16 protein-coding genes are annotated in these 16,405 nt (G+C 67.4%); 7 read left to right on the top strand and 9 right to left on the bottom strand.

Features of this window, described 5'->3' with window-relative positions; genetic code table 11:
* Positions 1 to 774 (top strand): FlgD immunoglobulin-like domain containing protein (locus VFQ05_03380; protein HET9325790.1); only part of this gene is annotated, 774 nt, incomplete at its 5' end.
* 315 nt (positions 775 to 1,089) lie between these two features.
* On the opposite strand, the gene VFQ05_03375 is transcribed toward VFQ05_03380, so the two are convergent.
* From VFQ05_03375 to VFQ05_03345, 7 genes are all read right to left on the bottom strand, one after another.
* Entirely contained in the window at positions 1,090 to 1,713 is a 624-nt protein-coding gene (locus tag VFQ05_03375; protein ID HET9325789.1) for a hypothetical protein, read from the bottom strand.
* An 86-nt stretch (positions 1,714 to 1,799) separates the two neighbouring features.
* Complete coding sequence (locus tag VFQ05_03370) at positions 1,800 to 2,483, bottom strand: hypothetical protein (protein ID HET9325788.1); 684 nt, start codon at positions 2,481 to 2,483, stop codon at positions 1,800 to 1,802.
* Between the two features lies 1 nt (position 2,484).
* On the bottom strand, positions 2,485 to 2,949 hold the full coding sequence (locus VFQ05_03365) for an NUDIX domain-containing protein (GenBank protein ID HET9325787.1): 465 nt from the start codon (positions 2,947 to 2,949) through the stop codon (positions 2,485 to 2,487).
* A gap of 68 nt (positions 2,950 to 3,017) precedes the next feature.
* Complete coding sequence (locus tag VFQ05_03360) at positions 3,018 to 3,842, bottom strand: phosphodiester glycosidase family protein (GenBank protein ID HET9325786.1); 825 nt, start codon at positions 3,840 to 3,842, stop codon at positions 3,018 to 3,020.
* A 2-nt stretch (positions 3,843 to 3,844) separates the two neighbouring features.
* Positions 3,845 to 4,921: a site-2 protease family protein gene (locus VFQ05_03355; GenBank protein HET9325785.1), complete on the bottom strand. Its 1,077-nt coding sequence runs from the start codon at positions 4,919 to 4,921 to the stop codon at positions 3,845 to 3,847.
* 63 nt (positions 4,922 to 4,984) lie between these two features.
* Positions 4,985 to 5,473 carry a hypothetical protein gene (locus tag VFQ05_03350; GenBank protein ID HET9325784.1) on the bottom strand — a complete coding sequence of 163 codons (489 nt, stop codon included), beginning with the start codon at positions 5,471 to 5,473 and terminating at the stop codon, positions 4,985 to 4,987.
* Between the two features lie 122 nt (positions 5,474 to 5,595).
* Complete coding sequence (locus VFQ05_03345) at positions 5,596 to 5,811, bottom strand: hypothetical protein (GenBank protein HET9325783.1); 216 nt, start codon at positions 5,809 to 5,811, stop codon at positions 5,596 to 5,598.
* A 283-nt stretch (positions 5,812 to 6,094) separates the two neighbouring features.
* Here VFQ05_03345 and VFQ05_03340 point away from each other — a divergent pair, with 283 nt between their 5' ends.
* Genes VFQ05_03340 through VFQ05_03330 form a run of 3 tightly spaced genes read left to right on the top strand, consistent with a single transcriptional unit; the run spans position 6,095 to position 9,598 of the window.
* Positions 6,095 to 7,753 (top strand): peptide ABC transporter substrate-binding protein, encoded by a 1,659-nt coding sequence (locus VFQ05_03340; protein ID HET9325782.1) that lies wholly within the window; start codon positions 6,095 to 6,097, stop codon positions 7,751 to 7,753.
* 1 nt (position 7,754) lies between these two features.
* The gene (locus VFQ05_03335) at positions 7,755 to 8,672 is read left to right on the top strand and encodes an ABC transporter permease (GenBank protein ID HET9325781.1); all 918 of its coding nucleotides are present in this window, start codon (positions 7,755 to 7,757) and stop codon (positions 8,670 to 8,672) included.
* Entirely contained in the window at positions 8,669 to 9,598 is a 930-nt protein-coding gene (locus VFQ05_03330) for an ABC transporter permease (GenBank protein ID HET9325780.1), read from the top strand. The genes VFQ05_03335 and VFQ05_03330 overlap by 4 nt, the downstream gene beginning before the upstream one ends.
* Positions 9,599 to 9,607: 9 nt before the next feature.
* Here VFQ05_03330 and VFQ05_03325 read toward each other — a convergent pair whose 3' ends face one another.
* Entirely contained in the window at positions 9,608 to 12,268 is a 2,661-nt protein-coding gene (locus VFQ05_03325) for a protein kinase (GenBank protein HET9325779.1), read from the bottom strand.
* A gap of 127 nt (positions 12,269 to 12,395) precedes the next feature.
* Here VFQ05_03325 and VFQ05_03320 point away from each other — a divergent pair, with 127 nt between their 5' ends.
* From VFQ05_03320 to VFQ05_03310, 3 genes are all read left to right on the top strand, one after another.
* The gene (locus tag VFQ05_03320; protein HET9325778.1) at positions 12,396 to 13,685 is read left to right on the top strand and encodes a phosphoribosylglycinamide synthetase C domain-containing protein; all 1,290 of its coding nucleotides are present in this window, start codon (positions 12,396 to 12,398) and stop codon (positions 13,683 to 13,685) included.
* A gap of 131 nt (positions 13,686 to 13,816) precedes the next feature.
* Positions 13,817 to 14,152, top strand: a complete 336-nt coding sequence (locus VFQ05_03315) for a septal ring lytic transglycosylase RlpA family protein (GenBank protein ID HET9325777.1) — start codon at positions 13,817 to 13,819, stop codon at positions 14,150 to 14,152.
* Positions 14,153 to 14,321: 169 nt separating this feature from the next.
* Positions 14,322 to 14,714: a septal ring lytic transglycosylase RlpA family protein gene (locus VFQ05_03310; GenBank protein ID HET9325776.1), complete on the top strand. Its 393-nt coding sequence runs from the start codon at positions 14,322 to 14,324 to the stop codon at positions 14,712 to 14,714.
* A gap of 6 nt (positions 14,715 to 14,720) precedes the next feature.
* On the opposite strand, the gene VFQ05_03305 is transcribed toward VFQ05_03310, so the two are convergent.
* The coding region (locus tag VFQ05_03305; protein ID HET9325775.1) for a M56 family metallopeptidase at positions 14,721 to 16,405 on the bottom strand (1,685 nt) is incomplete at its 5' end.

Genomic DNA, 16,405 nt, shown 5'->3' with positions numbered 1-16,405 from the left:
GGGCTGTGGTTCATGGGCAGCGGGTTCGGTCAGTCGGAGAGCGTCGCTCATCCTTCCTTCGTCTCGACCTATCTGAGGGCCTCGCTACTCAGTGGCGATTACAGATCACTCTCGGGTAATTCGAACCCCAGCGTGACTCTGGACGTCATGCCCCCACCGTCGCCCATGGGGCCATTTGGGCTGCGATCGAACGCCCACGATGTCTTCGTCGTCAATTCCACATCGCCCCCCGGGCAAGCCAAGGCGTACTACGAGAACGTCGGATCCTTTGGCCCATACGTCGCTAGTGTGTATGCACCCAACTCCGGGGGGATCAGGCCGTTCATCAGCCTTCTCGATGGCTTCGACTTGGCAGAGCTCGGCAGTCTTGGCAACGCGAGTACGACCGGGCGCCGGCAGTACGCATATGGCGTGCTCAGTGGCCCATTTGGCTCACTGTCTTGCACTCCGGCCTGTCCCCTCACCACGTGTACCGATGTCCCGATGGGCGCGGATGCCTCGGCGTTCCTCAGCCTGGCGAGCAATCCCACACACGGCTCCGCCACGATTCGGCTCGTCCTGCCGAAGACTGAGCGAGCCACCGTCGCGATCTATGATGTCACGGGCCGAAGGCTGATGAATCTTGCGGACGGGCAGCTCGATGAGGGCCCACACACCTTCGACTGGGATGGCACGGGCGCGGGCGGTGCGCGCGTCGCCGGGGGCGTGTATTGGGTGCGCGTCACGACGGCGAGCGGGATTCGCGCGGCGAGGATGTTCGTGTTGCTGCGCTGAGCGCCGCACAAGAAATACGAAGGGCGGAAGCGCCAGCCTCCGCCCTTCACTTCGGGAGCGCCAAGCGGTGTGCGTGATTACCGCTTCGCTTGTGTGCTCACGCGGCATCTCCGCGAGTCGCTCCCCGCGTCACAACAATAGAGAAGTCGCGCGCCGCGCCTCAACCAAAAAGAAATAGCGCCTCATCGAAGAACCGTCTGGAGTCAGGATGAACGCTTCGACTTCAGGATTCCGCGCGACTCGACTTGCAGCAATGCGGCTTCGAGAAAAAGCTCGTTCTGAAGCAGAAACAAAGCGGCTCTATAGCTTGCATGCTCAGGGTCGCCGATTTCTGCGAGCTGCGCGGCACTGGGTGAGCAGGTCTTCCTCGACGTTTGGCTGGAATCCCGGGATCTCGCCGCCCAACCCCCGGCGCGCCCACTCGACTCGGCTGAGCGCCCCGCATGGATCCCCAGCTCGAACGCGAAGGTCGAGCCCTTCCACGAAGGCCGCCACCGCCGCGAAGCGGTGGTGCGGCTCCTGAGCGCGAACCGCGAACACGAACAGGCTGTCGTCCCAGTCGGCGGCTCCCTTCAGCTGGCCGTGGGCTTCCACGCGGTCGGCCGCGCGGGTGAATGTCTCGATGCCAAGTGAGGTCAGATCGGGATCGGGCTTGAGACCGCGAGAGAGCGCGCGCCCGCGAGCCAGGCGAAGTGCGTGGACGGCGCGATCGAGACGATCGGCATCCAGCTCCGCCCGCACGCGCTCTCGATAGAGGCGGTCGATCTGCCCCTCGAGCGCCCGATCCCAGACCATGATCGGCTGCAGGCCTTCGAGCCACGCGATCTCGTCGGCGATCTTGCCCTGGCGATGGAGCAACCAGGCGCCTCCGATCGCGACGACCTCGATCAGGATCGCGACGGACAGCACCAGGACCACCACGATGACCAGGCCCTTCATGCGGCTTCCTCGAGTCGCGTCCGGAGGACGGGTGGTTGGACCGGGCGGCAGGATAGCAGAGCCTTGCGGGGACCCCGGGGCCGTGCTCATCGGCGGGCCCACTCGACCAGGCGCATCCAGGGCCGGTCTCCATTCGGGTCGTCGTACGATTCGAGGACCATGCCATCGTTATCGGCCCAGAAGCTGTAACCCTCCGCCTCGGATCTGGGGGGCAGGCTGACCACGTAGCGTTTGGCTTCCAGACGCCCGAACGGGGTCTCGAAGGCCCCTGCCTCCACACAGCGGATGCGCATGCGCTCGGGGGAAACCGCCATGTACGGGGGACCGATCCGGAGGACCGGGAACTCGTGCTCCCCGCCCAGCGCGAAGTCGCGGCGCGCGAGCACGAACCAGCTCATGAGATGGGTGGCGTAGTCGACCTCGCAGAACTCGGGGTAGTCGCCGTGCTGCTCCTTCACGTGTCCGCCGAGCTCGATGCGCGCCCGCCAGATGCCGCCTTCGGCGTGATGGAGGGCAAGCAATCGCTGCGGGCCCACGCTCCACTGGATCTCCAGCCCCGTGAGCCGGCCGTCGGCGCCGAGCGTCGCCCGGTATTCGTGCCGGTTCGGAAGCGGGTGCGGCGCCAGGGTCTCCTGGGCGCCGCTCGCCACCAGGCCATCCTGGTGCGGCTCGATGGACCAGCGCTCCTCCCCGCATTCGACGCCCTGGAAGAAGATCCGATAGCGGCCCACGGATCCGCCCGCCATCTCGCGGGTGCCGAGCCAGTCCAAATCAGTGCCCTCCGCCGAGCTGCCGGCGTGCCTCGCGCAGCACCGTGGCCATGTGGGGCCATGCGAATCGGCGGCGCGCGGCGGGAAGCCGGTTGAAGGGAACCCAGTCGGCGGCCGCCGCGTCGTCGGCGGCACGCGGTACGCCTTTGCGCCAGCGAGCCGCGTAGTAGAAGTTCATCGTCGGGAATGCCCCGTAGCCCTTCAACGGGTAACGATCCCAGTGGTAGCCGAGCGAGTGGACCGGCCCCACGACCAGGCCGGTTTCCTCGCGCAGCTCGCGGCGCGCCGCCTGCTCGAGGTCCTCTCCTGCCTCGACGAATCCTCCCGGAAGATCCAGCCAGCCGCGCTTCGGCAGATGGCCGCGCCGCAAGAGCAGCACCGACTCGCCCCTCAGCACTACCACGCCCGCGCAGGGGCGCGGGTAGTCGAACATCAGATAACGGCAGCGCGGGCACCGGATCTTCATGACGCCCACCGGGCGCCCGGAGGCCACGCGATGCACGGTCCGGCCGCAGCGCGGACAAGGGATGCTGGTCATCGCGCCATCACGGCGACCACCGCGGGAAGAGGAACGGCCGCGTCGGGCGGATGATCGTCGCTCCAGTGGCCGAAGGTGCCGTAGCGAAAGCGCCCCGCGACCACGCACAGTCCCGCTTCGTGGCCTCCATCCATCGACATCGCGTGAGTGAGCTGGAGCGGAGATCGTTGCAGCAGCTCGGCGAACTCCCACAGCGTGTAGCCTCCTTCGCTCGTGATGACCACCAGGTTCCCGCGGCGGTCCTGCCCGACCACGGTCCGGTTTGCCACTTGCTCGGTCTTTCGTACCCGCCTCTGGCCTTTCTGGTCGAACAACATGAAGGACTGGGCGATCTCCCGCCACTCGCCGCGGGCGGCTTTGAGCGACACCTGGTTGAGGTCGAGCACCTTGGCGTCGCGGGGACCGCGGTCGGGCGTGGCGACGAGCGCGGCTCGAAAGCTGGGGTGCGGCCGCGAGGACACCACCTCGCCGTCGCTCACCAGCATGCCCATGTAGGAAAGATCGGGGTAGTACTGCCCGGCATTGAACACAGCCATGGCCCGGAAACGCTTCTGCCACTCTGGCAGCGAAAGCGGGCGATGATCGGGTTGCCGGGTGAAGTGCAGAACCTTGAGGCCCACTCGCGACGGATCGAGCCGCAGCACGGCGATGTCGGCCGAGCCGTGGCGGCAATAGGGCTCGCCGCGCAGAAGCGCGAACTCGGCGCCCGGAGTGAGCGAGCGCCAGCGCGGCTCCTGGGCCCCGCGGGCCAGCGCCCAGATCCCGACCGCGAGCGCGAGCAGCGCGGCGATGCGGCCGACTGGGACGTGGTGCGAAGCCACGGTCACCGGCCGGAATGACGACGTAGCGCGTCCTGGACCAGCAAGAGCTCCCCGACGTTTTCGGTGGTCACCATGCCCACAAGATGGCCGGCGCTCACCACCGGAAGCGCCGAGCGGCGACGCTCCCGCATGCGCTGGAACACATCCTCCAGCGGCTCACCTGGATCGGCCATCTGGGACTCGCGCTGGATGGCCTCGGAGACCCGCCCGTGGACGCCGATCGTCTTGAGCGCGGCAATCAGATCGGCCCGCGACAGGATACCGATCGGCGCGCCGTTCTCCAGCACCGGAAAGTCCTGCTGGCTTCCGCTCATCAGCAGATCCACCGCCCGCTGCAAAGGGTCCGAGGCGTCGAGCGTCTCGAACTCGGTGATCATCGCGGACCGGACCGGGAACCCGGTCATCGTCGCTCGGGCACTCGCCAGGGCCTGTTCCTCGCCGGCCATGAGGAAGACGAACAGGCCAATGAAGATCAGCATCGGGTTGTGGAAGACGCCGAAGCCCACGACGGCGAATACGAGCGCAATGGCCTGCCCCACACCCGCGGCGAAGCGCGTGGCGCGCACGTGGGGCATCTTCATGGCGAGCAGGGCGCGCAGCACGCGGCCGCCATCCATCGGAAAAGCCGGGATCAGGTTGAAACCCAGCATCAGCACATTGACCTGGAGCAGCGACTGCAGGACCTCGGCGACGGCCGCGCTTCCGATCGGAACCTGGGTCAGGAACCCAAAGAGCCCGGCCGCGATCACCAGGTTCACCGCAGGGCCCGCCAGGGCCACGACCACTTCCTGGGATGGGCGGCTCGGCATGCGCTCGAGTCGTGCGACGCCACCAATCGGCAGGAGCACGATGTCGCGGGTGCGGATGCCGTACCGGCGGGCAGCCATGGCGTGGCCGAGCTCGTGGAGAAGCACGCAGCCGAACACCGAAAGCAGGAGAGTGACGCCGCTCACGGCGCCGAGCACGTCACCCGTCAGCAATCCCTGCGAGAGTCCGGCCCAGAGGACGAAGAGCAGGAAGGTGACGTGCAGCTCGACGCGGATGCCCGCGATGGTGCCGATACGGAATGACCAGCGCACGCGCTGAGTGTTGCACAGCCCGGCGAGCCGAAGCGAGCCACGCCCGGCATGCGCGTCGCGTGATCAGGCGGCGCGATCCTCGTCCTGATCCGTGTTGTCGCCGAAGCCCGTTTCTTCACCTGAACCGAACACCGAGAGGGTGTCCAGCTCGCGCCGCGCCTTCTCGTGGCCGGGGTGGATCCACAGCGTATGCGCGAGCAGCGAGATCGCTTCGCTGGCGGCGGCGAGCTCGAAGCACGAGGAAGCCGCCAGGTAATGGAGCTCCGGATGGTGAGGGGCGTAGGACAGGCCTCGCAGCGCGCGCGCCAGGGCAACCCGCGGGCGACCGGCGAGCAGCGCGTTGCCGGCGGCGGAGACCATGTGGCGCGCGCCCTCGGCATCGGGAACCGGCTCGAGACCGGGAATGAATCGCTCGAGCTCGTCGACCGCGCGCCGGATCCCGGCGCGAATCACTGGATCCAGGGTGGGATCTTCATCCGACGCGACGCATCGGGCCATGTCCGCAAGAATCGACCTGATCTCTTCCATGGTGGGGCGAGCTGTGCCGGACATGGTTCCTCCCTGACGTGCATTCGGGATGCGGTGGCGCGATCTTCGCGCCTCACGCCGGAAGGTATCGGCACACGGACGCCGCACTTGATCTCGGTGGCCGGATTTCCCCGGCCTTCCCGCTCCTAGCCGAGGAAGTGCCGGCCGACCGTGGCCGCGACGGTGATGAGGATGGCGGTCACCGCCAGGAACAGGAAGTTCCTCAGGTGGTGATGCTCGCGATCGCCCGGCACCGAGTCGATGCGGAGGCCGCAGGAGCAGGTGACGAACCCGCGTTGACGAACGTAGCTCGCGGGAAGCTGGTTCCCGCACACTCCGCACTTCACGTAGATCGATTCCATGGATTCCTTCTTCTTCAGGCCCGGTCACGCCGCCGGGAGGTGCCTGAGCCTCGGGGGAGCACATGAGCGCCGAAAGAGCTAGGCGCGAGGCTCTGTGCAAAGCCCGCGCCGATCGCGGCGGGTGATTTTTCGGCGGTCTTTTTCGTTGTGGCTCATGGGGCTGCGGCTTCGGGCTGTCGGACACGGCGTCGGAACTCCGCATCGGTCGCCGAGAATCTGTCGTCCGGGCCTTACATCCAGGCTTCGCGGGCGCCCTGGGACACGTTGGCTATACTCCGAGGCCATGAGACGACTGCTCGGCGTACTGGTGCTGGTCGCCGGCTGCTCCGGATCGGATCGCGCAGCCCTCCAGACCTCCACCTCGGGGCCGCGATACTTCGGGAGCGTGAAGCCCCCGGCCGAGGAGGTGTTCACCTACAACAACGGCGCCGAGCCCGAGCGCATCGATCCAGGGGTGATCTCCGGGCAGCCGGACGGACGGGTGGTCCGGGCCATCTTCGAAGGCCTCACGCTACCCAACCCCAAGACCCTCGAGCCCGAGCCCGGCCAGGCCTACCGCTGGGAGGTCAGTCCGGACGGCCGGACCTATACCTTCCACCTGAGGCCCGGGCTCATCTGGAGCGATGGGTCCAAGCTGACCGCCGAGGACTTCCGCTGGTCCTGGGTCCGCGTCCTGCGCCCCGAAACCGCTTCGCGGTACGCGTCGTTCCTCTTCCCGGTCGAGAACGGGGAAGCCTTCAACAAGGGCGAGATCAAGGACGAGACCCGCCTCGGGCTCTCGGCCAGAGACGACAGCACCTTCGTCGTCCGCCTCGCCCAGCCGACCCCCTACTTTCTCTTCATGACGCAGTACTACACGCTGATGCCGGTCCCGCGGCCCTTGATCGAGAAGTACGGCCAGCGCTGGACGAACCCGAAGCACATCGTGAGCAACGGACCGTTCCTGCTCGAGCGCTGGCGGCAAGGCGATCGCTTCGTCTTCGTGAAGAACCCACGCTACTGGGACGCGCGCAGCGTGCGCCTCGACAAGGTCGTCGCGCTCTCGGTCGACGACCTCAACACCTGCGCCAACCTCTACAAGGCCGGGGTCGTCGACTGGAACCCGAGCGGCTACGTTCCCGCGCAGTACATCCCCTACCTCCGGGAGTTCAAGGACTTCCGCACCGGCCTCTACCAGGGGATCTACTTCTACTCGTTCAACGTCACCCGCAAGCCGTACGACAACGTGTGGGTGCGCCGCGCGCTCGCATTCGCGGTAGATCGTGAAGCGATCGCCCGCGATCTGCTGCGGAAGAGCAAGGAGCCGTGGGGGAATTTCGCGCCCTCCGGCTATCCCGGCTACCGGCATCCGGCCGGGCAGAAGCACGACCCCGAGAAGGCGCGCGAATGCCTGGCGCGCGCGGGCTATCCCGGCGGCAAGGGATTTCCGAAGGTCTCCATCCTATTCAACAACGGCGAGGACCACCGGCGGATCGCCGAGGCCGTCCAGTCGATGTGGAAGCGAACGCTCGGCATCGACGTGGAACTGTCCAACCAGGAGTGGGGCTCTTATCTGCAGGCCACGGTGTCGCTCCAGTACGACGTCGCGCGCCGCTCGTGGATCGGCGACTACCTCGACCCTCACACCTTCCTCGGCATGATGCAGGGCAACGACGGCAACAACCGCACCGGCTGGAAGAGCCCGGCCTATGACGCGCTGATGGCGGAAGCGGCGCGCGAGCTCGACCCGTTGAAGCGCCTCGAGATCATGGGCAGGGCCGAGGCCATGGTGCTCGACCAGGCGCCGGTGATCCCGATCTATCAGTACTCCACCTCGGAGCTGGTGAAGCCCTACGTGAGAGGGCTCTACTCGACCGCGCTCGATACGCACCCACTCAAGTACGTGTGGATCGATCGCGGCTGGGACCGCCCCCACCAGGGCCCCGTGGCCGGCGTTCGCTGACGTGGGGACCTTCGTCGTCCGGCGTCTGCTGTTGATGATCCCGACGCTGTGGGTGATCGCCACCCTCACGTTCTTCATGATGAGGCTCGCGCCCGGCGGTCCTTTCCTCTCGGAGCGCGAGATCCCGCCCGCGGCGCTGGAGCAGCTCAAGAAGTCATACGGTCTCGACCGTCCCCTCCACGAGCAGTACTTCACCTTTCTCGGCAATGCGGTCCGATTCGACTTCGGTCCCTCGTACAAGTTCCCGGCGCGACAGGTGCGGGAGATCATCCTCGAGGCCTTTCCGGTGTCGCTCGAGCTGGGACTGTGGGCGTTGCTGCTCGCCGTCATGATCGGGGTGCCGATCGGCGTGTTCGCCGCGCTCAGGCAGAACCAGGCCGGCGACTACGCGGCGATGGCGGCGGCGCTGGCCGGCGTGTCGATCCCCAACTTCGTGCTCGGCCCGGCGCTGGTGCTCACGCTGTCTCTCTCGCTCTTTCTGCTGCCGCCCGCGCTGTGGCAGGGCGCCTCGAGCCGCATCCTGCCGGTGATGACGCTGTCCACCGCTTATGTCGCCTACATCGCGCGGCTGACGCGCGGCGGCATGCTCGAAGTGCTGCGCCAGGACTACGTCCGCACCGCGCGCGCCAAGGGCTTGCCCGAGAAGGATGTGGTCTACAAGCACGCGCTCAAGCTCGGCATCCTGCCGGTCGTGAGCTACCTGGGCCCGGCGGCGGCTCGCATCATCACCGGCTCGATCGTGGTCGAGAGCATCTTCGCGGTGCCCGGGCTGGGAAGGCATCTGGTCAACGCGGCGTTCAACCGCGACTACACGCTGGTGCTCGGCGTGGTGCTCTTCTATGCCTTCTTCCTCATGGTGCTGAACCTGTTCGTGGATGTCGCCTATACCCGGCTCGATCCACGCGTGGAGTTGGCGTGAGCACGGGCGCTGCGGTGATTCGCGACCAACCCCAGGGTCCCGCGGTCGGCGTCGAGACTCATTCCACGCGTCCCGAGAGCCTGTGGGCCGACGCGTGGAAGCGGATGCGGCGAAACCGCCTCGCCGTCGCCTCGGGGATCTTCCTGGTCGCCGTCGGCCTGATCGCCTTCTCCGCACCTTGGATTCCGGGGCTCAGCGACCCCACCGCTCAGAACTTGGCACTCGGCGCCTCGCCGCCTTCAGGCACCCACTGGTTCGGAACCGACGAGCTCGGCCGCGACACCTTCGCGCGCGTGATCTACGGCGGCCGCATCTCGCTGCTCGTCGGCTTCATCGGCACGCTGGTGAGCCTCGTGATCGGCGTGGGCTACGGGGCGATCGCGGGCTACCGCGGCGGACGGGCCGACGAGATCATGATGCGGGTGGTCGACGTGCTCTATTCGCTCCCCTACATCTTCCTCGTCATCCTGCTGCTGGTGTTCTTCAGCCGCAGCATCCTGATGCTGTTCGTGGCGCTCGGGCTCGTGCAGTGGCTGACGATGGCGCGCATCGTCCGCGGTCAGGTCCTCTCGCTCAAGAACCAGAACTTCGTGGAGGCGGCCCGCGCGCTCGGCGCCGGCGACGGGCAGATCATCTTCCGCCACATCGTGCCGAACACGCTCGGCCCGGTGATCGTCTACACCACGCTCACCGTGCCGGCGATCATCCTGCAGGAGGCCTTTCTCAGCTTCCTCGGACTCGGCGTGCAGCCGCCCGACGCTTCGTGGGGGACGCTGGTGTCCGAGGGGGCGCGGCTGATCGCCTTGTTCCCGTGGCTCGTGACCTTTCCCGGGATCGCGCTCTCGCTCACGCTCTTCTGCTTCAATTTCCTCGGCGACGGGCTGCGGGACGCGCTCGACCCCCAGGACCGCCGCGACGTGACGTAGCGGTTCCTGCTACTTCTCGAAGGTCTTGGTCCAGTTGACGATCACGCTCGATCCCGCGAGCACGTCGCCGGGCTCGGTGGCCACCAGCAGGAAGCGCTGATCGTCGGGGCTCAGCTCGTAATAGGAGCGGATCTGCGTGCCGGGGAAGAGCAGATGGGCGATGAACAGTGGCCTCGGCACCGAGGCCTCGAACGCCGGGGTGGAATTCACTTCGGCGGCCATGATGCGCTGCTCCGGGGAGAGGAAGAACAGCTCGCGGCCGTTGTGTGCCCACCTCGGATTGGTGCCGCCGTTGGCCGAGATCTGCCACTTCCCCGATCGCTCGGGGAAGCTCTGGACGTAGATCTCCGCTTTCCCGGATTCGGTCGACGTATAGGCGACCCACCGGCCATCGGGCGAGAAGACTGCCTGGCCGCAATGGTAGGGGCCCGTGATCAGCGGCGTGGGCTTGGCCTCTCCGGTCATGGGAAGCAGCCAGATCTCGAAGAATGCGCTCTTGGGATTGTTGAAGCCGTACAGCACCGAGCGCCCGTCGCGGGACCACGAGCTGCATGCCAGCTCCCCTTCGCCCGCGAGCACCTTGCGCGCCTCCCCCGCGCCGTTCGCGTTCTTCAGGTACAGACCGCTGGCGGCCGGCTGATCGGACCAGTAGAGGATCTGCTGGCCGTCGGGCGACCACAGCGGATGGTTCTCGTTGTCCGGATCGAACGTGAACCGCGAAGGAACGCCACGGGCGATGTCGATCGTCCACAGATCACGCTTGCGGGCCACGGGGTCGATGACACGAACCGCGGCCCGGCGTCCGTCGGGCGACAGTGCGAGGTTGTGGAAGTTGTCGATGCCGGTGGCCCGCACCGTCTCGAGCTCCTTGCCGCTGCGGTCGACCCAGAGCAGCCGGCCGGACTGCGTGTTCCCGGCGGCGTAGATGAGGACGCCGTTCTGCGAGACCGAGAAATCGGCGCCTCCGTTCGGCCCGCTCCGCACCGGCTCGGCGATCGGGAACGGATCGCCCTTCAGCTTGAGCGCACCCACGTCGAAGGCCTGAGCGACCAGGGTGCCATTGCGCACGAACAGCACGTATCCCGGCGGGGCGTACTCCGCGCGGCTGTCGCATGGCCCGAGCACCCGAACCTCCTTCGATCCGACCTTGCCGACTCGCAGCGTGTGGGACGTGACGTCGAGGAAGAGGTAGTGCTTCCCATCGGGAAGGAAGAAGGGCCAGCCGAGCTGCTCGTTCTTGGTGGTGTCGCCCGCGACCGCCGTCGTCGGCGTCCCGCCCCCCGCCGAGACCTGGCGGATGGGATCATTGGTCGCCCCGTCGTAGAGGATCACGCCGTCGCGGCTCCATGCGCCGTCGGCGCCGGTCGCCACGTCGGCGAGAGAGGTCGCCGGGCCGCCGGAGACGGCGATCTTCTTCAGCTTGTTGCCGGCGAAGAAGCCAAGAAACTTGCTGTCGTAGGACCAGAACGGCCGGAACTGGATCCCCTCGGTTCCAGGCATGGGCTGAGCCGTCGCGGCCGAGAGCGCGCGCAGCCAGATGCGGCTCGCCCCGGTGGAGTCAGTCGCGGTGTAGGCCAGGTAGCGGCCGTCGGGGGAGATGCGCGGCGCATCCTGGAACTGCACCGCCGACGGCGGTCGGATGTCGAAGCGCAGCACCTCGGGCTCGGACGGGCGGCGCAGGACGAGCAGCGCGGCGAGGACGATGCTGGTCAGGAGGCCCGCGGCCGCGATCATCGTCAGCAACCGGTCCCGGCTCTGCCGCCGCGCGGCGACCGGCGCCGGGACGCCGGCTTTCGAGCCGGCCTCGGCGATCCAGCGCAGCTCGTGCGCCAGGTCGCGCGCCGACTGCCAGCGGTTGTCCGGATCCTTCTGCAGGCAGCGATCGACGATGCGGTCCAGGCCCGGCGGCGTGAGCGGCTGGAACTCGGCGACCGGACGCGGATGCTCCTTGAGGATCGAGGCGATGAGCGACGCCTGGGTGGCGCCCTCGAAGGCGCGACGCCCGGTGATCATCTCGTAGAGCGTGGCGCCGAACGCCCAGATGTCGCTGCGCGTGTCGGCTTCCTGCCCTTCCAGCTGCTCGGGCGCCATGTACTGGAAGGTGCCCACGATCATGCCGGCCGCGGTGAGCGGCGTGCTCATCGTCGGCGAGCGGCTGAGCGCCACGGTTCCGAGCGGCGCTGCGCCGGGTCCCGACGTCACGCGCGCCAGACCGAAGTCGAGCAGCTTGGCGCCGGTCTTGGTGAGCATGACGTTGCCGGGCTTGAGGTCGCGGTGGACCATGCCCTGGCGATGCGCCTTGTCGAGGGCGTCGGCAATCTCGCTCGCCACCTTCAGCGCCTCGGAGACCGGCAACGGCCCGCGCTCGAGGCGCTGCGCCAGGGTCTCGCCCTCGAGGTGCTCCATGACCAGATAGTCGATGCCGTCCTGATGGCCGATGTCGTACAGCGTGCAGATGTTGGGATGGTTGAGGCTCGAGACGGCCTTGGCCTCGCGGTCGAAGCGGGTGCGGAGATCGGGCGTGAGCGAGAGGTGCTCGGGCAGGACCTTGATGGCGACGGCGCGCTCGAGGCGGGTGTCTCGCGCCTTGTAGACTTCGCCCATGCCGCCCGCCCCGATCGGCGCGACGATCTCGTAAGGTCCTAGCTTGGTGCCGGCGGCCACGGGCATGAGGGCGGGAATCTAATCCATCGTCCTGGATTTCGGCGAATCAATCGGGGCCCGCTCGCATCAAGAGTGCGCTCGAAAGGAGCGGCGCGGGGATGGGCTTTGTGCCGCCGAGGGTTCGAGGAGGACCATGCCCCACCGCTTCCTGTTCGTGTCGTACGACGGTCTGATCGCCGACGCCGCGTGGCAGACCGTCAAGGAAGGGCACGACGTCCGGCTGTCGATCGACAACGCCGAAGAGCGTGAGATCGCCGAGGGGTTCGTGCCCAGGTCGGCCGACTGGCGGGCCGACGTGGAGTGGGCCGACGTCGTCGTGTTCGACGACGTGCTCGGCCACGGCAAGCTGGCCGACGAGCTGCGGCGGTCGGGAAAGCTCGTGGTCGGCGGCACGCCCTACACCGACCGCCTCGAGGACGACCGCGCCTTCGGCCAGGAAGAGCTGCGCGCCGCCGGGGTGTCGATCATCCCTCAGGCCAACTTCGAGTCGTTCGACGACGCGATGGCCTACGTCTCCGCCAATCCCAATCGCTACGTCATCAAGCCGAGCGGCGAGGCGCAGAACCTGAAGCGCCTCCTGTTCGTGGGCGAGGAGGAGGATGGCCGCGACGTCCTCCAGGTCCTGGAGGACTACAAGCGCGCATGGTCCGGGCGGATCAGGGAGTTCCAGCTCCAGCGCCGCATCATGGGCGTGGAGGTGGCCACCGGCGCCTTCTTCAACGGCGCGGAGTTCGTGCCGCCGGTGTGCGTGAACTTCGAGCACAAGAAGTTGTTCCCGGGCGACATCGGCCCCTCGACCGGCGAGATGGGCACGGCGATGTTCTGGAGCGAGCCCAACAAGATCTTCAACGCCACGCTCAAGAAGATGGAGCCGCGACTCGCCGAGCAGCGCTATGTCGGCTACATCGACATCAATTGCATCGTCAACAACAACGGGATCTATCCGCTCGAGTTCACCGCCCGCTTCGGCTACCCCACGATCAGCATTCAGCAGGAGGGCCTGCTCACCCCGCTCGGCGAGCTGTTCTACAAGCTGGCGGAGGGCTCCATCAAGGCGATGCGGGCCAGGAGCGGGTTCCAGGTCGGCGTGCGCATCGTGGTCCCGCCGTTCCCGTTCAACGACCAGGAGACTTTCGACAGCAGCTCCAAGGACGCGGTGATCCTGTTCAAGACGGCGAGCCGCGACGGGATCCACATCGAGGACGTGAAGACGGTGAACGGTGAATGGCTGGTCACCGGGACTTCGGGCGTGGTGCTGATCGTGTGCGGGACCGGGTCCTCGATGAAGCAGGCTCAGCGGCAGGCCTACAACCGCGTGCGCAATGTGATGATCCCCAACATGTACTACCGCGAGGACATCGGCGATCGCTGGCTCGAAGAGGACAGCGACCGGCTCCACAGCTGGGGCTACCTGAGGGAGTGAAGCGGGGCCTGCAGGCCGGCTCCCGGTGCGCCGATAACGGAAGCATGCACGTCCAGCACCTCCACGCCGTCTCTCGGATCGGGCTCCTGGCCCTCGCTCTCGCCGCGGTCTCATGCGCGACGACGGGGCCGATGAGAGTGGCCTCCCCCCCGGTCGAGCCCCAGATGGGTGTGGCCTCGTACTACGCTGGGCGGTGGCACGGCCGCCGGACGGCCAGCGGCGAGCGCTTCGACATGCACGAGATGACTGCGGCTCACCGCACGCTTCCCTTCGGCACTCGCGTGCGGGTGACCAATCTCAAGAACGGCCGCGACGTGGTGGTGCGCATCAATGACCGCGGGCCATGGAAGAAGAAGCGGGTCATCGACGTGTCCTACGCGGCCGCCCGCAAGCTGGGCATGATCGGACCCGGAACCGTCCGCGTGCGTCTGGATGTCGTGGCGGAATCCGCTTCTCGCCTGCCCTGATACAGCCATCACGGCCTGATTTTCCCTCGCCGGGCCAATTCTTTGATGTCTCGATGACGTCGATCGGGGAGGCATGACGTCTCAAGGGACGTGAGCCGCTAGGCTCGTTCGTCTCCAGCCCCCGCGCCGACTCTTGATCCAATCGCAATCCCTTTCACTCGGAGGTTCAATGCACCCGAGGGTGTGGCTCAGCATGTTGCTGCTCGCGTTCTGCATGGCGGGACTTCCCTTGCGGCCCGCCGCGGATACGAAGTCGCCCGATCTCACCGTGGACCGCGAAGTCGGTGTGGCTTCGTTCTACGGCGCGCGTTTCCACCGCCTGCTGACCGCGAGTGGGGAGCGCTTCAACATGTACGGGATGACGGCGGCTCATCGCACGCTGCCGTTTGGCACCCGGGTGCGGGTCACCAATCTGAGGAACGGGAGGGCTGTGGTCGTCCAGATCAATGATCGCGGCCCGTTCGTGAAGGGCCGTGTGATCGACCTCTCTTACGCCGCCGCTCGCAGGCTGCAGATGGTGCAGCGCGGGACGGAGCACGTCCGGATCGAGCTCATCGGCTAGCCTCGCTCAGCGCCCTTCGGGCGAGAGCGGATAGACCCACTGATCGCGGGCGTCGATGGCGGAGTCCAACGTTCCCCAGACGCTCCCGTCGGAAAAACGCACGCCGAGCAGCTGAACGGTCATGTCCTGCGGCCTGCCCCAGGTCTCGAGGTCGCGGTGGACGACGGCGGAGCCATGAGGGGCGATCCGCACATTCTGGCCGGTGACCGCGTGGCTCCCGGTGTCCGGTTTGTAGCGCAGCCGCACGCTCACGACCGTCTTGCTGCTGCGGTTTTCGAGCTTCACGTCCGGCAGCCAGGTCATCGGCTGCTCTCCTGGCTTCGGGGCTTCGTGCACCGGCGTGAGCGCTTCGACGATCATCACCGGCGCGCCCTCGGGGTTTCGGATCCGTGCGGGGATCTTCCGGGCATCGCGCGGCGGTTTTGGAGCATTGGCTGGATCGGGCGCCCTCGGCGTGACCTTGTCCTTGGTATCCGGCCACGCCGTCTCGGGCCACTGCTGATCGGGCATGGGCGTCTTGGGCCACTGGGTCTTGGGATCCTTCTGTTCCGGCCATTTGGTTTCCGGCCATTTCTGATCGGCCCAGTCCGGCGCCGGGGGCGCCGGAGTGGCGCCACTCGAAGGTCCCTTCGCCACGGGCGCATCTTTCGGTGAGGTCCCGGGCTTGCCGGACGGCGCCGAGGGTGACGCTCGCCACGAGTGCCCATCGTCGAAACGCGCTCCGGCGATGTGGAGGGTCAGCTGGCTCGCATCCTCGGCGGGAACGACGGCGGACCACTGCCGCGACTGCAGCTCCAGCCTCGCGGTCTCCGCGGGTGCGATGGCGATATCCACCCACGTGCGGTCGCGCGTCGTCGGAAGGTCGAAGCCCATCAGCAGCGCGACCAGGCGCCGCGAGGGATCGCGATTCTCGATGACCAGCTCGGGCATCGTGATGCCCACCGAGCCGCGAGCCGCTCCTTCAACGTTCCGAACCTCGGCATAGCGGATTCGCACCGGCGAGTCGGTGCGGTTGCGGAAGCGCGCGGAAGTCGGCTCGACCGAGCGGGCTTTCGTCGTCCACCGTTCATCGAACGTCTCCGAGCTTTCGGCCTTTGGAGCGCTCGAAGCGGCGCGCGACGTCGTGACGGCGACCGGCTGGACCGCGGCCAGAAAGACGACTCCCGTCAGGGCCAGTGCGATCACTAGAGATCGCTCGCCGCGACCGAGGGCGCCGCGATCACGCCGGGGATCGAGGACGCCGGTGATGCGGTCTTCCAGCCCGCCGCGCCGCATGAAGGCCAGCGCGGCGGCCGGCTCCGGAGCCGCGCTCGGGACGAACCCGAGCAGGGTCTCGGCATAGCGCGACGGCTTCTCGCCCGTGCGGATGACGGCATCGTCGCATGCGCGCTCGCTCTCGGCGCGCAGCGCGCGGACGGCCAGCCAGGCCAACGGATGAAACCAGTAGATGGCGCGCGCGACGTGCGCCACCGCGAGCCATAGAGGATCGCGGCGGCGAAGGTGAGCGATCTCATGTGCCAGCACGGCACGGAGAATCGCAGGATCCCAGCCGGCGGCTTCCTCGGGCAGCAGCAGCACGGGCCGGCGCAGGCCGCAGACCAGCGGCACACGGATTCCGTGGTGGAGCCGGCACGTCATGCTCGTCGAGACGCCGCTGGCTTCCAGCGCGGAGCGCCACTGAAGCGCGAGGC

The organism is Candidatus Eisenbacteria bacterium, assembly GCA_035712145.1.
In the GTDB taxonomy this organism is placed as follows: domain Bacteria; phylum Eisenbacteria; class RBG-16-71-46; order RBG-16-71-46; family RBG-16-71-46; genus DASTBI01.
This window is presented reverse-complemented; position numbering and strand designations above follow the sequence as displayed.